Consider the following 17,351-nt stretch of genomic DNA (forward strand, 5'->3'; position numbering starts at 1 on the left):
TTACGAAAAGACTCCCTATGCACCGCAAGATTGTATTTATTGCCCTGCTGTTCCTATCACAACTATCCGTTGCACAGTTGTATGACCTGCGTACCGGCCACCGCGTTGATCCCGTTGGTATCGATGCGCAACAGTTGGTGTTCAGCTGGAAGATCAACAGCACTCAACGGAATGTAACCCAATCGGCCTATCAACTCATTGTTGCCGACAATGCCGTCGATGCCGGTAAAGGGACAGGCAACGTATGGAACAGCGGCAGGCAGGCATCGTCCAACTCCATCCATGTAACTTATAACGGTAAAGCATTAAAGTCGGGCACTACTTATTACTGGCGCGTGCGGGTATGGGATAGCAAGCAACAAGCGATGGCCTGGAGCAAAGCGGCAACCTTTACCACCGGCCTGTTTACAACGGCCGACTGGCAGCAGGCCCAATGGATCGGTTATGAGGATCTGCACGATACCATGCGCGTATTGCCCGGCGTTCATGGCAGCGGCGGCAAACTGGGCGATAAGGCCAAACAACGTCCCGTAACTCCTTTGTTCAGAAAAGGATTTTCGCTCCATAAAAAAGTAAGTAGCGCCTTACTGTTTGTAAGCGGTCTGGGGCAATATGAATTAAGCGTGAACGGGGAAAAGACCGGCAGCCGATTCCTGGCGCCGGGCTGGACCTACTACGACAAAACCGTGTTGTACAACACCTATGATATAACGAAGCAGTTATTGCCCGGCAGCAATGCCATCGGTGTGGTGGTGGGCAATGGGTTTCACCATATCAACCGCGAGCGCTACCGCAAGCTCGTCAGTGTATTCGGTATGCCGAAGCTGATCTGCCTGCTGCAGATCAGGTATACAGATGGCAGCACCCAAAACATCGTATCGGACCAAAGCTGGAAGACAGCTCCGTCGGCCATCACCTACAACAGTATTTTTGGTGGAGAAGATTATGACGCCCAGCTGGAGCAGGCTGGCTGGAATAAAGCCACCTTCAAGGATGCCGGTTGGAAGCAGGCGATACCCGTCGCTGCTCCACAGGGCCAGCTCGCAGCGGAAAGCGATTATCCTCTGCAGGTGATGCAAACCTTTGCACCGAGCAAAGTATGGCAACCCGTAAGCGGCAGCTATATGTATGATTTTGGCCAGAACACCTCGGGCATCGTTGAAATCAAGGTGCGGGGCCGCAAAGGACAAACGGTTAAATTGATACCGGGCGAACTGATCAATGAACAACAGCTGGCCAATCAAAAGGCTACCGGCGGCCCTTATTATTTCAGCTATACGCTGAAGGGGGATGGTGAAGAGACCTGGCGGCCTTCGTTTTCCTATTATGGCTTCCGGTATGTGCAGGTAGAGGGTGCTGCACCCGACAAGGCCCGTAACCCGGCACTGCCAGCCATCAAATCGCTCAAGCTGTTACACACCCGCAACAGTGCTCCGGCAACGGGCTCTTTCACCAGTTCCAACCAACTGTTCAACCGCATCGACACCCTGATACAATGGGCCATCAAGGGCAATTTCCAAAGTGTGCTCACCGATTGTCCGCACCGCGAAAAACTGGGCTGGCTGGAGCAGGATTACCTGATGGGCGCTTCGGTGAAATACAATTTCGAGACGTACAACTTATACAACAAGCTGGTGCAGGATATGATCGATGCGCAACAGCCTAACGGCCTGGTGCCCGATATTGCGCCGGAGTTTGTGTTGTTCGATGGCGGTTTCCGCGATTCACCAGAGTGGGGTAGTGCGGCCATTATTCTTCCCTGGTTGCAACACAAGTGGTATGGCGATACGGTGGCTATGCGCAAAGCCTGGCCCATGATGGAAAAATACATTGGCTATCTTGAATCGAAAGCCAAAAACCATATACTCAATCATGGTCTGGGCGACTGGTATGATATGGGGCCGGAACGGCCCGGCTTTGCACAGCTAACGCCGATGGGGCTCACGGCTACAGCCATCTACTATTACGATGCCACGTTGATGCGTGATATGGCCGGCCTGTTGGGCAAATCCGAAGCGGCAGATCAGTACAGCAAACTGGCCCGCGAGATCAAACAACAGTTTAACGATACGTTCTTCAACAAGAAGACGATGGTGTATTCAACCGGCAGTCAGACCGCCATGGCGATGCCCCTGGCATTGGGACTGGTAGAAGACCAGCACAAGGCGGCCGTATTGCAGAACCTGGTCGATTCTATTAAGGCGGGTGGCCAAAAGCTAACTGCCGGCGATGTGGGTTTTCACTTCCTGGTGCAGGCCCTGCACGAAGGCGGCGCTTCGCAACTGTTGTATGAAATGAACTCGCGCGATGATGTGCCGGGTTATGGCTACCAGTTGAAGAAAGGCGCTACGGCGCTCACGGAATCCTGGCCGGCCCTGGAGGTGGTCTCCAACAACCACCTGATGCTGGGCCATATCATGGAGTGGTTTTATGGCGGGCTCGCCGGCATCAGGCAAGTGGATCAATCTACAGCTTTTCAGCATATCCTGATACAACCTGAAGTGGTGGGCGATATCACAGCGGTGAAAGGCAGTTATGAATCGTTGTATGGATCGATACGCAGTGAGTGGAGCCAACAAGGCAGTCGCCTTACGCTACAAGTGACCATCCCTGCCAATACGAAAGCCACCGTTTGGGTGCCGGGTGCCGAAGGAAAAAAACTTACTGAAAGTGGTAGGGCCGTAAAAGTGCTGACTTACGACAAAGGAGCCGCAAAGGTGGAAATCGGTTCTGGGCAATACGCGTTCGTTGTTCAATAGAAACAATTTTACTTCCGGTGGCCAACGCAACCGGTTGTGTTTATATTTGGTATTATATACTTGCTTTGCTTTTTGCTATAAAGTCTATATTCAATAATTATTAGATTTTTATAGCGATGATAAAATTTGCTTTTTGTGTTGCTTTATGCGCCTTGGTCCTTGGCTATGGCACGCCTGTATGTGCGCAATCTTCTTCGGCAACCCTTCAACTCTGGTATCAACAGCCTGCTAAAAAATGGACGGAGGCCCTGCCCATCGGCAATGGCCGCTTAGGCGCCATGATCTATGGTGATGCCATGAATGACCATATTCAATTCAATGAAGAAACGCTATGGTCCGGCGGGCCGCATGAATACCAGCGTAATGGCGCTTACCGGTACCTGCAACCCATTCGCCAGTTGTTACAGGAAGGTAAACAACGCGAAGCGGAAGCCCTCGCAGAAAAGGAGTTCATGGGGGTAAAATATCCCTTGCAGGAAACCTACGACCTGGACCGGGCCGTTTGGCGCAATAAAATGCTGCAGGAAACGAAGTATACAGCGCAGGACTTCAAGGATGCGGCCTGGCCTGTGTTGCAGGCGCCCAACAACAACGGATGGGAGAGTGCTGGCCTCGAAGGACTGGATGGCGCCGTGTGGCTGCGCAGCAGTTTCGAATTGCCCGACGCCTGGGCCGGTAAGAATATATGGCTGGACCTTGGCCGGATACGCGATGCAGACATTACCTATGTGAACGGTGTGCGTGTCGGCAGTACCGATACCATGACCATCAACCGGCATTACCTGGTACCGGCAGCTTCTTTGCGAAAAGGACAAAATACCATCGCGATACAGGTGCTGAATTATTTCGATAAAGGCGGCATCATACCAGCCAGGGGTAACGAAAAAGGGTTGGTATTTTACCCCGAAGATGGATCACCCGCCAACAGCCAGCCATTGAGCGCCACCTGGAAATACCATATTCAGCACGACAATCCGCCTATACTGCCACGCTACCAGGCCGATTACCAGCCTTTCGGCGATCTATGGCTGCGTATGACCGGCGCATCGGCCCAGGAAGCAGTTAGCGGATATCGACGCGATCTCGATATCTCCAATGCCATTGCTACGGTATCGTATCAGCAAAATGGCGTCACGTATACCAGGGAATACTTGTCGAGCGCACCACAACCGACGATGGCTATTCACCTCAAAGCCAGCAAGGCAGGCAGCATTAGCCTGGAAGCGCTGCTGAAATCGCCACACCTCTTTCATTTCACCAAAAAGATCGATGACCGCACACTGGCGCTTTCACTGAAAGTACGCAATGGCGTATTAAAAGCTACCAGCTATCTCCAGGTTGACGCGAGGCAGGGTACGGTGACCGTAACCGATAGCTCCATCATTCTCCGCAATACAGATGAAGCGACCCTCTACCTGGTGGCCGGTACCAGCTTTAAGAATTATGCCGATGCCGGTGGCGATCCCGATGCGCTGTGCAAGCAGGCGGTTCAACAATTGAGGGGCAAAACATATAGTAACATCCGGACTGCGCATATTAACGAGTACCACAAATACTTCAATACCTTCTCCGTCGACTTTGGCAACACTGCGCATGCAGCCCTGCCGACTGACCAACGTATTTTGCAATTTAGCGCCGTGAAAGATCCTGCCTTGTTATCGTTGTACATGCAATATGGCCGCTACCTGTTGATCTCTTCCTCGCGACCAGGCACACAACCTGCGAACCTGCAGGGCATTTGGAATGATCTGCTCACGCCCCCCTGGGGCAGCAAGTACACTTCGAACATCAACCTGCAAATGAATTATTGGCCGGCAGAATTGCTGAACCTGTCAGCCTGTACGGAGCCATTGATCAAACTGATCAAGGAGGCATCCATAACGGGACAGCGTACTGCCAAAGAGCACTACAATGCCCCGGGCTGGGTATTGCACCACAACACTGACCTCTGGCGCGGCACGGCGCCCATCAACGCTGCCAACCACGGCATATGGGTTACGGGCGCCGCGTGGTTATGCCAGCACCTGTGGGAGCATTACCTGTTTACGCAGGACAAACAATTCCTGCAGGAAGCCTATCCCTTGATGAAGTCGGCATCTGACTTCTTCGTGGCCTTCCTGGTAAAAGATCCGGTATCGGGTAAGCTGATCAGCACGCCCTCCAACTCGCCCGAGCAGGGTGGGCTGGTGGCCGGGCCTACGATGGATCACCAGATCATCCGCGAACTGTTCCGGAATACGGCGAAGGCTGCTGCGATCCTGAAAAAAGATGCGGCGTTGCAGACAACCTGGAAGGAAAAGGCCGCACAGCTGGCGCCCAATGAAATTGGTAAATATGGACAGTTGAAAGAATGGCTGCAGGACAAGGATGATACGAGCAACAAACACCGGCACGTATCGCACTTATGGGGCGTTTATCCCGGTACGGATATCAATTGGGATGAGTCGGCCGATATGATGCAAGCGGCGCGCCAATCCTTGTTATACCGTGGTGATGGCGGTACCGGCTGGAGCCTTGCCTGGAAGGTAAATTTATGGGCACGTTTCAAGGACGGCGATCATACCCTGAAGATGGCAGAAAGATTATTGGCCGCGGCCGATGGCGGCGGCAATGAAGGTGGTGGTGTATACCTCAACCTGTTCGATGCACATCCGCCCTTCCAGATAGATGGCAATTTCGGCGGTGCTGCCGGCATGGCCGAGATGCTGGTGCAAAGCCATATGGGCTATATCGAATTGCTGCCCGCTTTACCAACTGCATTGCCTACTGGTTCTATTAAAGGGCTTCGTGCACGGGGCGGGTTTGAGTTGGACCTGCAATGGAAAGCCGGTGCTTTGGCACAATTGACCGTGCGGTCGAAAGCAGGCGGCGCTTGCTTACTGCATTACCAGGGAAAAGCACTTACCCTCACTACACAGCCGGGTAAATCGTACACCGTACGGCCTGGAGACTTTAAGTAAAACACGTTCATTCGCAGCAAAGGCAACAGTTAGCTGCTTCAAGCAAATAATTTGCCTGCTAAAAAAGATACAGCCCGCTCCGGCGGGCTATTTTTATTGTCTGCAGCTATGCTTTGCAATGTATTCGCGGGCCTGGTCCTGGGTAAGGGCCGCGAAATCGCAGTAGCGGTGATGCACGTCGATGATCTCTTCGAGGGCGTCGGCGACCAGTTGTTTGTTCTCCCAGTGGTTCAATTCCTGCACCACCTGTTCGAGGCAACCTGTTTTGTAGGCGATCTGGCCGATCACATGCACGAGCGTATTGCGCACACGGGCTGTTTTATCGTGCTGCAATTCCTTTAGCAGGGGCATTATATCGAGTGGATGTTTTCTTCCGCGCAGCTCAATACCATGACATATTTCGCGGCGGATCTCTTTGTCCTCGTGGTGCAGGTATTGCCGGGCCCATTGCAGCACGGGTACGGGATTCACTTCTCCCATCTTCTTCACGGAACCTATAACCGCATTCCGGGGCGAATGATGCGCATCGAGTAGGCCCTGGTCGAAGAAATGCTGCACCACGGCAAAATCCTGCTTGCCAATTTCACCTGCCGCATTGATGACCGTTTGCCGGACTTTAAAATCCGAATGCTGCAGCAAGGCGTTCAACCTTTCAATGACATTCGGTTGAAGGGCTTCCTGCTCAAAGTAGATACGGCCCACCGACAGATAGGCGGCCTTGCGGATATAGGTATCCTCATGGGCGAAGTATGCCCCGGTTTTTGCGGGTGTACCGCGGGTAAGTTCGGCCGTAATGTCGGCCTTGATGGCGGCTACGACGCCGGCCCTTTCCTGCCTGGAGAGATCGTAAAAAGCCATGGGTTATTTGAAGCTGCGATATTACACCAGTTTTGGTGGCAAGCCAAATGCCGGATAGATAACAACTTGCCCGGACATGTCTGGCAACTACCGTTCCTGTTCCCTAAAACCGAACAATGCTGTAACAAAACCGAACAGTAACCTCCGCAATGCCATACTTAACTAATTGATTTACAAAGCAGCTACAAGGTGGCATCTTTTTGGGAAACCAACAGTAACCTGGAACAATATGATTCAATTTCTAAAGACCTCCCTGCGCTCCCTGTGGCGCAACAAATCGTATAGCGCGCTGAATATATTCGGCCTGGCGATCGGCATTGCCTGTGCGGGCCTCATCTTTTTGTGGATGGAGGATGAGGTGAATTACGATGCCGTACACGCCAAGAAGGACCGGCTTTACCGCATTGTAGAGAACCAAACTTATGAAGGCAAGGTGCGCACCTTTATGTCGACCCCGGGGCCCCTGGCCGAAGCCATTAAACAGGAGATACCGGGTATTGCGGAAGCCTGCCGGTTGAGCGGCAGCCGGCCTACCTTGTTCTCGATCGGCGACAAGGCGATCTATGAACGCGGCGGCTTTGCCGATCCCTCCATCTTTTCGATGTTCAGCTGGCAATGGCTGGATGGCCATGCGGCCAATGCCTTTAAGGAACTCTATGCCATCGTGATCTCCGAAAAAATGGCCCATCAATTCTTCGGCCGGTCGACCGGTGTGGTAGGACAAACCATTAAGCTCGACAATAAACAGGAATATGTGATCAGTGGGGTTGTGAAGGACCTGCCCAACAACTCTACGCTGAAGCTGGAATGGGTAGCGCCCTTTGCCGTTTACTTCCAGGATAATAAGGATCGGCTCACCCGCTGGGGCGCCAATAGCATCGCTACTTATGTAGAACTATCGCCCTCTGCCGATAAAGCCCGGGTGGATCATTTACTGGCAGGCACTATTAAAAAGAACCTGACCGAGTCCTCCACCGTACCTTTTCTTTTCGCCATGAACGACTGGCGGCTGCGCGATCAGTTTGAAGATGGACGGCAAGCTGGTGGACGGATAGAATATGTACGCATGTTTACCGTGATCGCCTGGATCATATTGCTCATAGCCTGTATCAATTTCATGAACCTTGCCACAGCCCGCAGTGAGAAGCGTGCGCGCGAAGTGGGTGTACGTAAGGTATTGGGCGCAGGCAAGCAACGACTGATCGTTCGCTTTATCGGTGAATCGATCCTGATGGCCTTACTGGCTGTTATGACAGCGATCGTATTGATCGTGATGGTACTGCCGGCTTTCAATTTACTGGTAGAAAAAGAATTGAGCCTGGGATTGGATCAACCGCTGCATGTGCTGGCACTACTGAGCATCGCCCTGATCTGCGGACTGGTGGCAGGCAGTTATCCCGCACTTTACCTGTCGTCCTTCAACCCGGTATATGTATTTAAAGGCATGCGGATCAAGGGCGGCAGTGCAGCCTTTATCCGTAAGGGACTCGTGGTAACGCAGTTCACCGTATCTATCGTACTCATTATTTGTACCATCATCATCTACCAGCAGATACAGCACGTCAAGAAACGCGATTTGGGTTACGACCGCAACAACCTGCTGGCGATAGAAGTGCGCGGTAATACCATCAAGAACTTCGAGACCATCCGGGAGCAGCTCATCAAATCGGGCGCAGCCGACAATGCAGCCCTTAACAGCTATAACCTCATCGATATTGGTAACAATACTTCTCAATTCACCTGGCAGGGGAAAGATCCTTCGAGAGATATCCTGGTCTCTGCGCGGGGCATTACCCGCGATTTCATCGCCACGGCCGGGATGAAGGTGATCGAAGGCCGCGACTTCCAGGAGAATGCCGTAGCCGACAGCAACAACGTGGTGATCTCCGAAACGCTGGCGGGCATGATGGGAGCAGGGAGTGCGGTGGGTAAAACCATCACCTATGGTACTGAGCCCGGCAGCCCGGTATACCAGGTGGTAGGCGTGGCGAAGAACTTCATCTATGGCGATATGTACACCAAGAGCGACCCGGTGTTGTTCTTCCTAAATAAAGAAATTGCCCGTACGCTGTATATACGACTTGCCAACCGCATGCCCGTAAACGAGGCCCTGGTAAAGATCGGCGACGTGATGCAGCGCGGCAATCCCGGCTATCCGTTTGATTACAAATTTGTGGACGACCAATTCAATGACCGTCTGAATAGTGAGATCCTGATCGGCAAATTGTCTCGCGTGTTTGCAGCACTGGCCATCGTGATCTCCTGCCTTGGTTTATTTGGATTGGCAGCTTATACAGCCGAGCGCCGTACGCGTGAGATCGGCATCCGCAAGGTATTGGGCGCCAGCATAACCGGCATTACCCACCTGCTCTCGAAAGAGTTTCTGCAACTGGTGCTGGTGTCGGCTATTATCTCCTTTCCGCTGGCCTGGTGGTCGATGCATCAATGGCTGCAAAGCTATTCGTACCGCATCGCCATACAGTGGTGGGTATTCCCGGTGGCAGGTGTATTGGCCGTGCTCATTGCACTGGTCACCATCAGCTTCCAATCGGTGAAGGCGGCTCTTATGAATCCGGTTAAAAGTTTGCGCAGCGAATAATAACTTTTTTTCTCTTGTCTGATTGCAAGAAGGCCCTGTATAAAAGCAGGGCCTTTCCTTTTGCGCAATCTGTCCTTTGAACACATTAAGGCATTCGTCTTACGTAAAACTACGAAGTGGAGGATCGCATCAACCCGATTAATACCACTAACCGGTAAGTTGTGCAGCGTGATGCGATCAAAATACCACGAATTGGGTATTGGTGTTCTAAATACTTTCGTTGACATTTGATTAAATATTTCACGCCACAGTTCCCCCTGTCCTTTCCAAACTCTGATATTGTAGAATCTTTTACACCGATCCATCCCCCTTTGAAACTGGCACATTCTGATTATTCGACCAGGTAGCCATCAGCATTCAACCGGATTGAACCGTTGCAGGCATTGACCATGCCGGCGGCGTACATGTTCACCCTGAAAGAACGGGCATTTCATTAGCCGGCCTTTCAACGCCTTTACAAGAGGGGTGAACGGATGCTCCATTTTATTTAGAAACGAAATATTGCCATGGGACCTTTTCTGTCCTTCCTTAAAAAAGACCTCAATACATTTATCTCCAATAAGATTGGCGCCAGCAGTGATTTTGTGCTATGCTCCAACCTCAACAATGTCATAGACAAAAGTGACGGCCCCACCGATATCATTGTCATCAGCATCGTAAGCATAGAAGAGGAAAAGATGCTGAAGAGTCCGGACAATTACGTGAAGTTCAACAACGAGATCAATTACCGCAAGCCCCCCATCTGGCTCAACATCATTTGTCTGTTTACTTTTTATACCAAGAACCACGAGAACTATAATGGTATCGATATGCTGGAGAATGTGATCCAGTACTTCCAAAGCAAGCCGCGCATCGACAAAACGAATGCGGTGGTGCCCGCCAATTATCCGGCCGGACTGGAAGAGGTGCGGGCAGAGTTTGTGTCGCTGAACTATGAGCAAACCAATGACCTGTGGGGTCTTTTCGGCGGGAAGTATCATCCATCGGTGGTCTATAAATTCAAGACGATCCCTGTAGATAATGCAGATGTAACGCCTGGTGGTCCGCCGATCGAGGAAACCATGGTCAATGCCTTACACAAAAAGATATAAGCCACTTGAAAAAGCTAACACCCATACTCACCTTGTTTCACACCGCCAATTTCTGGGCAGATGCGAACAGCACGGGCAAAGAGATCGACTTCATCAAAGAAGGCAGTCTTTTCCAACTGCTGCCGGAACCATCGCTGGCACAAAGGATGGAAAGCCTGGGAGGCTATGTGGTGCAAACCGGGCATTTTACCCGTTTGTTGCTCCCTTTCGATTTTGGTATTACACCACCTGCGCAAGCCGTGGACAAGCTGCCGGCTCAACTGCTGTTCTATATCACTGCTCCCGATGCAGCGCCCGTGAAAGCCAGTGGACTCAATCTGAATAATCAGCTTTTATTTGTAAAACCCACTGCGCCTGCGGCAGATTATACCTATAACAAACGAACAATATCCTGCAAGCCTTGTGGGGCTGCGGCGGTACTGGCTGCGGGCGACCTGGTGCCTTATATACCGGCTGATGTATCGCTCTCCGGCATTCATTCGCTGATTCAAAAGCCCCTGGGCACGGCCACACAGCCACTGGACCTGAAAGTAACCATCGATGCAACGGTGATACCGGTTGTTAAAGATGAGGATCTGAAGGCAGTGCACAAAGCGTTGCACGAAGTACGCTTCAAAACAGCCGCCATTTCCTTTAACAGGGCTTCGGACAATAGTGCCTTGAAGAGCTTTGCGAAGATGCTGGTAACACCCGGCCTGCTACCGGCAGGCACCATCGGCCTGGTAAGTATCCCCACAGCGGGCCTTACGGTCAATGATACCAACCCGCTCAAGTATGCCGACCTGAACAATTACATCATCCATTTCCCTTCATTCCAGGCCACGATATCGCTGACAGTGAATACACGGCAGTTCGATGGAGCGGCCAAGTTACAATTGGATGGGGTAGATGTGCCCGGCGTAGTGGCCATCGACCATCCGCAGATGCCGAACTACAAGAAAGTGACCGGCACCGTCAACAATTACAAGATCTATCTCAACAAACTGGACCAGGTTACGATTGTGACCGGTGCTAAAAAGAACCATATGCCGGTGAACCCGTTGAATACGTATAACCCGGCTACGAATACTGCAAACATTACGATCACCAAATAATTTCTTAAGCTAAAAAAACCAAACATGGCATTTAGTTATAAAACTCCCGGTGTATACCTGGAAGAAATCGTTAAGCTGCCACCTTCCGTGGCTTCTGTTGAAACCGCCATTCCCTGCTTCTTCGGGGTTACGCAAAAGGCTGTGGAGATAAAGGCTGGGGATCTTATTGGCGTAGCCAAAAAGATCAACTCACTGGCCGATTACGAGTTCTATTATGGCTTTGCCGATGTGGTAAAAGCAGAAGTGCTCGTAAAACTGAATTTGCCGGCGGAGGCCAAGTTAGCATCGGCCTACCACAACAACATGTATTATGCTGTAAAGCACTATTTCGACAATGGCGGCGGCCCCTGCTATATTCATAGCATCGGTGATTTTGATCGTACCAATGTTGACGTGAATACGTATAAGAATGAGTTGCTGAAACTGGACCTGGTAGACGAGGTAACGCTCATCGTGGTGCCCGACCTTTCGGGGCTTACCAACAAGGATCAGTATTACGACGTATACAATGCAGCATTGCAGAAAGTATCAGCCCTGCAGGACAAGTTCGTGATCATCGACGTAAACCGCGAGCTCACAGCCAATAAGGTATCGGCCACGAAGTCGAAGACGGAGTTCAGGAATACCATCTCCAACAACGGCGATGCGATCAAATACGGCGCGGCCTATTTCCCCCATGTGGAGACCACGTATAGCTACGATTATGCCACCGCCGATATCAAGATGACCTTTGCCGCCGATGTGATCGCTGCGAATACATCTGCCAACCTGCTTAACAACATCAACTACAAAGCGGCCAGGGAATTATTCAACGTAAATGGTGTTATTGCGGCGCTCAATGCCGAGTATTTCAAGAACATCAGTACCGAAGCCTATACTTCCAAGATCAGCGATATCAGCAGCCGGATCAATGCCATTGTGCCTTATTTCTCCTCTTCTGCTGCGCAAACGCTGCTCACCAATACCAAAACGCTTAACGACCAGATCAAGGTGCAGTCGGATGCGGCGGTAGTAGCCAATCAACCCAAGTTCAATTATGCCGATACGGCGGCCAAGGAAAAGGAGACGCTGCTGTTGCAACTGCAGGCCAAGGTAACTGGCGCCTTCGGCGCCCTCGATGCTGCTATCAAGACCGACCTCAAGACCAACAAAGGCGTTGATGACGGCGATTATACGAAACTGAACAACACGTTCCTCTCCAAGATCGTGTCCTTCTTCAACTCGGTATTTGAAGCCAAGCTGAAAGAAGCGTTTCTTGGTATTCCACTGTTGCTGCCGCCATCACCTGCGATTGCCGGTGTTTATGCAGCGGTTGACAGGAGCCGGGGCGTGTGGAAAGCACCGGCCAATGTGTCGCTGAATGCTGTTGTAAAACCTGAGGTACCATTGAGCGACCTGGACCAGGAAGACTTCAACGTGGATGCCGAGAATGGCAAATCCATCAATTGCATACGCCAGTTCGTGGGCAGGGGCAACCTCGTATGGGGCGCGCGCACCCTGGCCGGCAACAACAACGAATGGCGTTATGTGAACGTGCGCCGCTTCTTCAACATGGTAGAGGAGAGCTGCCAGAATGCTTCGCGCCAGTTTGTATTTGAACCTAATGATGCCAACACCTGGATCAGGGTAAAGGGCATGATCGATAATTACCTCACCAACCTGTGGCGTGCAGGGGCGCTGCAGGGCGCTAAACCCGAGCATGCTTTTTATACGGCGGTGGGCCTCAACCAAACCATGACGCAGGACGATATCCTGAATGGTTTGCTGATCGTAGAGATCGGGCTGGCCGTGGTGCGCCCCGCAGAGTTCATCATCCTCCGGTTCTCGCACAAACTGGCGGTTTCTTAATTGACTATTGTAAAAACGTTTGTCTGGCCCGGTGATCGGTGACCTCCTACGACCATTCCGGGGCTGGCAGTTAAACTCATAAAACATTTACCATGGCAAATTATCCACTCCCCAAGTTCCACTTCCGGGTGGAATGGGGCGGTTCCAAGATTGGTTTCACAGAAGTAACGGGTCTCAATATTGAAAATGAAATGATCGAGTACCGGGACGGCTCCAGCCCGGAATACCATAAGATAAAGATGCCGGGGTTGCAGAAGTATGGCAACGTGACGCTGAAGCGCGGCATGTTCAATGGCGACAATGAGTTCTTCCAGTGGCTGAATACGGTTTCGCTGAGCAAGATAGTGCGGAGGGATATTACTATATCGCTGCTGAACGAGAACCATGAGCCGGTGTACATCTGGCGGCTGAAGAATGCGTGGCCTACCAAGGTAACTGCGCCCGACCTCAAGAGCGACGCCAATGAAGTGGCTGTTGAAACCATCGAAATGGCCCATGAGGGGCTGGTGATCGAAGCCGTTTAAACTTTTATTATGAGCCGTTATCCGCCAGTAGGATTTTCATTTTGGGTAAGTTTCGAGATCAGCAATGAACCGGTCGACATTGCCTTCCAGGACGTGGCGGGCATTGGCATGGAGCTGCAAACGGAGGATGTGGCAGAAGGCGGGGAGAACCGTTTTACCCAGAAACTGCCTACGCGTGCGAACTATACACCGCTGGTATTGAAGCGGGGGCTGGCGGTGCAATCGACCCTCACCAACTGGGTGCGGGATGCGGTCGAGAATCTTTCTATTCAGCCTACCACGATCATCGTGGCGCTGCTGAATGAGAAGAAGGAACCGCTGATGGCTTACCGTTTCCTGAATGCCTACCCGCTCAAGTGGAGCATTTCGAACTTCAATGCCGAAAGCAGTTCGCTGGTGATCGAATCACTCGAACTCTACTACCAGTATTTCAAAATCATCAACTCGTAAGATGCCCATTATCATTCATGAGATCGTGATCACCACGAATATCGACAAGAACGGCCCTGCTGCGGCCGCGCTGGCTTCGGATGCGGGTGCTATTTCGGTAGAAGAAGTGGTGAAACAAACGGTGGAGAAAGTAATGGAGATCCTGGAGGAGAAAAAACAACGCTGATCCGGTATGTCTTTATTAAAAATGACCATACTGTCGTTCAAGAGCTTCGATAACCCGGCCGACCTGCTGAAGCCCAGGATCTTCCTGGCGATGTTCAACCCGGCGAGTTATAAGGTGGAATACAATTTCACGAAGGACAAAAAAGAAGCTACCGGCAACGATTCGCAGAGCGCCCCGGTACACGCCATCAGCCTGCGTAAAATGACGTTCGACTTCCTCATCGATGGTACGGGCGCCAACGGCGACCAGCGCATCGTGTTGCTGGAAGCGCGCAAGTTTGGCTCGGTGGTGATGCCGGAGAAGAAAGACCTGCTCAGCTTCAATGCGGCGAAGGAAGCTCACCTGGCCTTGCCCAAACTGCTGCTGGTATGGGGCACGTTCATGTTCTCGTGCGAGGTAGAGTCCTATTCGGTGAACTATACGCTGTTCAGTCAGCTGGGTATTCCCTTACGCGCCACCATCTCGGCCACTTTCAATGAGATCATTCCCAATCCGAAGATCGACATCCTCGACTCTTTCGAAGTACCGGAAGCGGTGGATACCATCTCGAACGTGGCGAGCTTCCTGAGCACGGCCTTTACGGCCACCAACAGCGTGGTGCAGGCGGTGAACATGGCGCGCTCGGAAGACCTGAACAGCTTACGACAACACATAACCATCAAGTAATGCCATTAACAGACCTTTTACCAGCGATCGATTACAGTAAGTATGCCTGCAATGTGTTCATCAACAATCAACCATTGGCGGCCGACTTCCAGGTGATCTCTATCCAGGTAAAACAGGCCTATCAATACATCACATCAGCCCATATCTTATTCAAACAGGGAGTAGGCATGGGCGATTCGCCTATTCCCAATCCGCTTAGCGGCAGCTTGCCGGTAGCGGGGGCACCGATCTCCATCAAGGCCAAGCTCGATTTCGACGAGATCGTTTTGTTTGAAGGTCATATTGTTCGCCACAAGTACAAGAACTCGACACAGGGCACGCGCCTGCAGATCACGGCCAAGAACAAGCTGGTGAACATGGCGCTGAGCACCCAAACGGAGGTGTTTGCGAAGCAGTCGGACAAGGAAGTGATCGAGGCTATTGTATCCAAACATGGTGGCACGCTGGCGACGAGCCACCTTACCAGCCAGTTCCTCGTGAAGCATACGCAGCTGGTGAAGAATGGCATGAACGACTGGGATTACATCAATGTACGTGCCGAGGCCAATGGCTGTTTTATTTACACCGAGAAAGATACTGTAACGATCGACAAGCCCACGCAGGAGTTTGACCCTACCAAGGTGATCACGGCGGCATATGGTCAAAATGTATTTGAGCTGGACGTTGAACAGGACGAAAGAAAATACCAGGTAGAGCAGGAGCTGATCAGCTTCAACCTGAGTTCGCTGGAAGCGGAGACTACTACCGAAGAAGAGGGGATGCCCGCGGGCACACCTCCGACGGTAAAAGGCAAGCATGCGGGCATCAACTACCGTACTTTCAATGATATGGAATGCACCGACCTGGTAAATGCGGCTACGCAGTTAAAGACACTTTCGAAGCACAATGGTGTGGTGCGCCTCAAGGCCAACCTGACGGCCAAACCGGGCGGCACCATCGAGATCGCGGGCTTCAACGACGTGGTGAATGGCAAGTTCATCATTACCTCGGTGATGCAGGATTATAGCGATGGAGGCTTCAGTACGTATATACAGTTTGGACTCAACCATGAATCGTATGTGTGCAAGTACAACCTGCATCCGGCGCATAGCCGGCCGGTGATTGTAACCGGGCTGGTGACACAGTTGCAGGAAGACCCGGATAACCTCAATCGCATTAAGGTGAAGATAGCAGGCTGGAAGGATGCGCAGGAAGAAGTGTGGGCCCGCTTGTCGACCTCTTATGCGGGTGACCAATATGGCATGGTGCTGCTGCCGGAGATCGGCGATGAGGTGATCGTGGCCTTTATCGGCAACGACTTCGATGTACCAGTGGTACTGGGATCGGCATTCAGTCCGAAGTTACCACCCCATACCGAATTCAAAGACGACAACTACGACAAAGTATTTATAACGAAGAAAGGCATGAAGTGGGCCTGGAATGACGAGAAGGCTATTCACGAGATATCGACGCCCGGGGGCAACAAGATCGTGATATCGGAAGACGAGAAGTCGATCACGATCCAGGACCAGAACTCGAACAAGATCGTGATGAACGATAGCGAGATCAACCTCACGGGCACCAAAGACATTGTGATCAAGGCCACTGCCAACGTGAAGATCGATGGGGCTGCGGTAGAGATCAATGCCTCGGGTAATATAAAACTAAAAGGTTCCATGGTAATGATCAATTGATATGCCGGCAGCAGGAAGAATAACAGATGTAACCGCAGATGGTATCGTAACGGGCGCAGGTGTGCCCACGGTACTGATTGGTAGTTTACCCGCCGCTGTGGCGGGTGATATCAGCACCCCTTCCTCGGGCAATGTGCCGGCCCCCTTTACAGTTGGCAGCATGACCGTCATGATTGGCGGCAAACCGGCCATCCGGGTAGGGGATGTGCCGGGTAATGGTTCGGCTATCACCGTGGGCTTACCCACCGTTCAAATCGGATAACTATGAGTACTGAAAACGAAATTATCGGCACAGGCTGGGCTTTTCCCCCGCATTTTGACCCGGAGCAAAATACGACGGCCATGACATCGGGCGTGGAAGACATCAACCAAAGTTTGTACATACTATTTACGACCGAGCTGGGTGAGCGGGTGATGCAACCCAATTACGGGAGTGCCATGAAGTCGATGATCTTCGAAAGCATCAATGAACATTTCAAGTCGTACATGCGGATGGTGCTGGTAAGAAGTATCGCTTTGTATGAAGCCAGGATAAGGCCCCTGAACATCGATTTCATTGCCGACGAAACGCTCGAAGGCAGGTACCTGATGCAGCTCGACTACATTATCGTATCGACCAGGCAGCGCAACAATTTCTTATTTCCATTTTACCTAAACGCGTAA

The 17,351-nt window shown here is 51.6% G+C and carries 14 protein-coding genes; 13 read left to right on the forward strand and 1 reads right to left on the reverse strand.

Features of this window, described 5'->3' with window-relative positions:
• Positions 1-17: 17 nt before the first annotated feature.
• On the forward strand, positions 18-2,759 hold the full coding sequence (locus P2H89_RS09115) for a family 78 glycoside hydrolase catalytic domain (RefSeq protein WP_275826399.1): 2,742 nt from the start codon (positions 18-20) through the stop codon (positions 2,757-2,759).
• Between the two features lie 116 nt (positions 2,760-2,875).
• On the forward strand, positions 2,876-5,719 hold the full coding sequence (locus P2H89_RS09120; RefSeq protein ID WP_275826400.1) for a glycoside hydrolase N-terminal domain-containing protein: 2,844 nt from the start codon (positions 2,876-2,878) through the stop codon (positions 5,717-5,719).
• A 93-nt stretch (positions 5,720-5,812) separates the two neighbouring features.
• On the opposite strand, the gene P2H89_RS09125 is transcribed toward P2H89_RS09120, so the two are convergent.
• The gene (locus tag P2H89_RS09125; protein WP_275826401.1) at positions 5,813-6,577 is read right to left on the reverse strand and encodes a HEAT repeat domain-containing protein; all 765 of its coding nucleotides are present in this window, start codon (positions 6,575-6,577) and stop codon (positions 5,813-5,815) included.
• A 229-nt stretch (positions 6,578-6,806) separates the two neighbouring features.
• Here P2H89_RS09125 and P2H89_RS09130 point away from each other — a divergent pair, with 229 nt between their 5' ends.
• The 11 genes from P2H89_RS09130 (at position 6,807) to P2H89_RS09180 (ending at position 17,351) form a co-directional block, all read left to right on the forward strand.
• On the forward strand, positions 6,807-9,176 hold the full coding sequence (locus P2H89_RS09130) for an ABC transporter permease (RefSeq protein ID WP_275826402.1): 2,370 nt from the start codon (positions 6,807-6,809) through the stop codon (positions 9,174-9,176).
• A 506-nt stretch (positions 9,177-9,682) separates the two neighbouring features.
• Entirely contained in the window at positions 9,683-10,267 is a 585-nt protein-coding gene (locus tag P2H89_RS09135; RefSeq protein WP_275826403.1) for a DUF4255 domain-containing protein, read from the forward strand.
• Between the two features lie 5 nt (positions 10,268-10,272).
• The gene (locus tag P2H89_RS09140) at positions 10,273-11,361 is read left to right on the forward strand and encodes a hypothetical protein (protein WP_275826404.1); all 1,089 of its coding nucleotides are present in this window, start codon (positions 10,273-10,275) and stop codon (positions 11,359-11,361) included.
• Between the two features lie 24 nt (positions 11,362-11,385).
• Entirely contained in the window at positions 11,386-13,209 is a 1,824-nt protein-coding gene (locus P2H89_RS09145) for a phage tail sheath C-terminal domain-containing protein (RefSeq protein ID WP_275826405.1), read from the forward strand.
• Positions 13,210-13,301: 92 nt separating this feature from the next.
• Positions 13,302-13,733: a phage tail protein gene (locus P2H89_RS09150; RefSeq protein ID WP_275826406.1), complete on the forward strand. Its 432-nt coding sequence runs from the start codon at positions 13,302-13,304 to the stop codon at positions 13,731-13,733.
• 9 nt (positions 13,734-13,742) lie between these two features.
• Complete coding sequence (locus P2H89_RS09155) at positions 13,743-14,183, forward strand: phage tail protein (RefSeq protein ID WP_275826407.1); 441 nt, start codon at positions 13,743-13,745, stop codon at positions 14,181-14,183.
• Between the two features lies 1 nt (position 14,184).
• A complete protein-coding gene (locus P2H89_RS09160) occupies positions 14,185-14,349 on the forward strand; it encodes a DUF5908 family protein (RefSeq protein WP_275826408.1) in 165 nt (54 codons plus the stop codon).
• 6 nt (positions 14,350-14,355) lie between these two features.
• The gene (locus P2H89_RS09165) at positions 14,356-15,015 is read left to right on the forward strand and encodes a hypothetical protein (protein ID WP_275826409.1); all 660 of its coding nucleotides are present in this window, start codon (positions 14,356-14,358) and stop codon (positions 15,013-15,015) included.
• Positions 15,015-16,688 carry a phage baseplate assembly protein V gene (locus P2H89_RS09170; RefSeq protein ID WP_275826410.1) on the forward strand — a complete coding sequence of 558 codons (1,674 nt, stop codon included), beginning with the start codon at positions 15,015-15,017 and terminating at the stop codon, positions 16,686-16,688. Before P2H89_RS09165 ends, P2H89_RS09170 begins: the two co-directional genes overlap by 1 nt.
• 1 nt (position 16,689) lies before the next feature.
• Positions 16,690-16,950: a PAAR domain-containing protein gene (locus P2H89_RS09175; RefSeq protein WP_275826411.1), complete on the forward strand. Its 261-nt coding sequence runs from the start codon at positions 16,690-16,692 to the stop codon at positions 16,948-16,950.
• 2 nt (positions 16,951-16,952) lie between these two features.
• On the forward strand, positions 16,953-17,351 hold the full coding sequence (locus tag P2H89_RS09180; protein WP_275826412.1) for a GPW/gp25 family protein: 399 nt from the start codon (positions 16,953-16,955) through the stop codon (positions 17,349-17,351).

The organism is Paraflavitalea sp. CAU 1676 (assembly GCF_029223285.1).
Taxonomy (GTDB): Bacteria; Bacteroidota; Bacteroidia; order Chitinophagales; family Chitinophagaceae; genus Paraflavitalea.

Coding starts and splice junctions, on each gene's coding strand:
- P2H89_RS09125 (WP_275826401.1), bottom strand. CDS start 6,577: ATGGCTTTTTACGATCTCTCCAGGCAGGAAAGGGCCGGCGTCGTAGCC.
- P2H89_RS09180 (WP_275826412.1), top strand. CDS start 16,953: ATGAGTACTGAAAACGAAATTATCGGCACAGGCTGGGCTTTTCCCCCG.
- P2H89_RS09150 (WP_275826406.1), top strand. CDS start 13,302: ATGGCAAATTATCCACTCCCCAAGTTCCACTTCCGGGTGGAATGGGGC.
- P2H89_RS09170 (WP_275826410.1), top strand. CDS start 15,015: ATGCCATTAACAGACCTTTTACCAGCGATCGATTACAGTAAGTATGCC.
- P2H89_RS09160 (WP_275826408.1), top strand. CDS start 14,185: ATGCCCATTATCATTCATGAGATCGTGATCACCACGAATATCGACAAG.
- P2H89_RS09175 (WP_275826411.1), top strand. CDS start 16,690: ATGCCGGCAGCAGGAAGAATAACAGATGTAACCGCAGATGGTATCGTA.
- P2H89_RS09120 (WP_275826400.1), top strand. CDS start 2,876: ATGATAAAATTTGCTTTTTGTGTTGCTTTATGCGCCTTGGTCCTTGGC.
- P2H89_RS09130 (WP_275826402.1), top strand. CDS start 6,807: ATGATTCAATTTCTAAAGACCTCCCTGCGCTCCCTGTGGCGCAACAAA.
- P2H89_RS09115 (WP_275826399.1), top strand. CDS start 18: ATGCACCGCAAGATTGTATTTATTGCCCTGCTGTTCCTATCACAACTA.
- P2H89_RS09165 (WP_275826409.1), top strand. CDS start 14,356: ATGTCTTTATTAAAAATGACCATACTGTCGTTCAAGAGCTTCGATAAC.
- P2H89_RS09155 (WP_275826407.1), top strand. CDS start 13,743: ATGAGCCGTTATCCGCCAGTAGGATTTTCATTTTGGGTAAGTTTCGAG.
- P2H89_RS09145 (WP_275826405.1), top strand. CDS start 11,386: ATGGCATTTAGTTATAAAACTCCCGGTGTATACCTGGAAGAAATCGTT.
- P2H89_RS09135 (WP_275826403.1), top strand. CDS start 9,683: ATGGGACCTTTTCTGTCCTTCCTTAAAAAAGACCTCAATACATTTATC.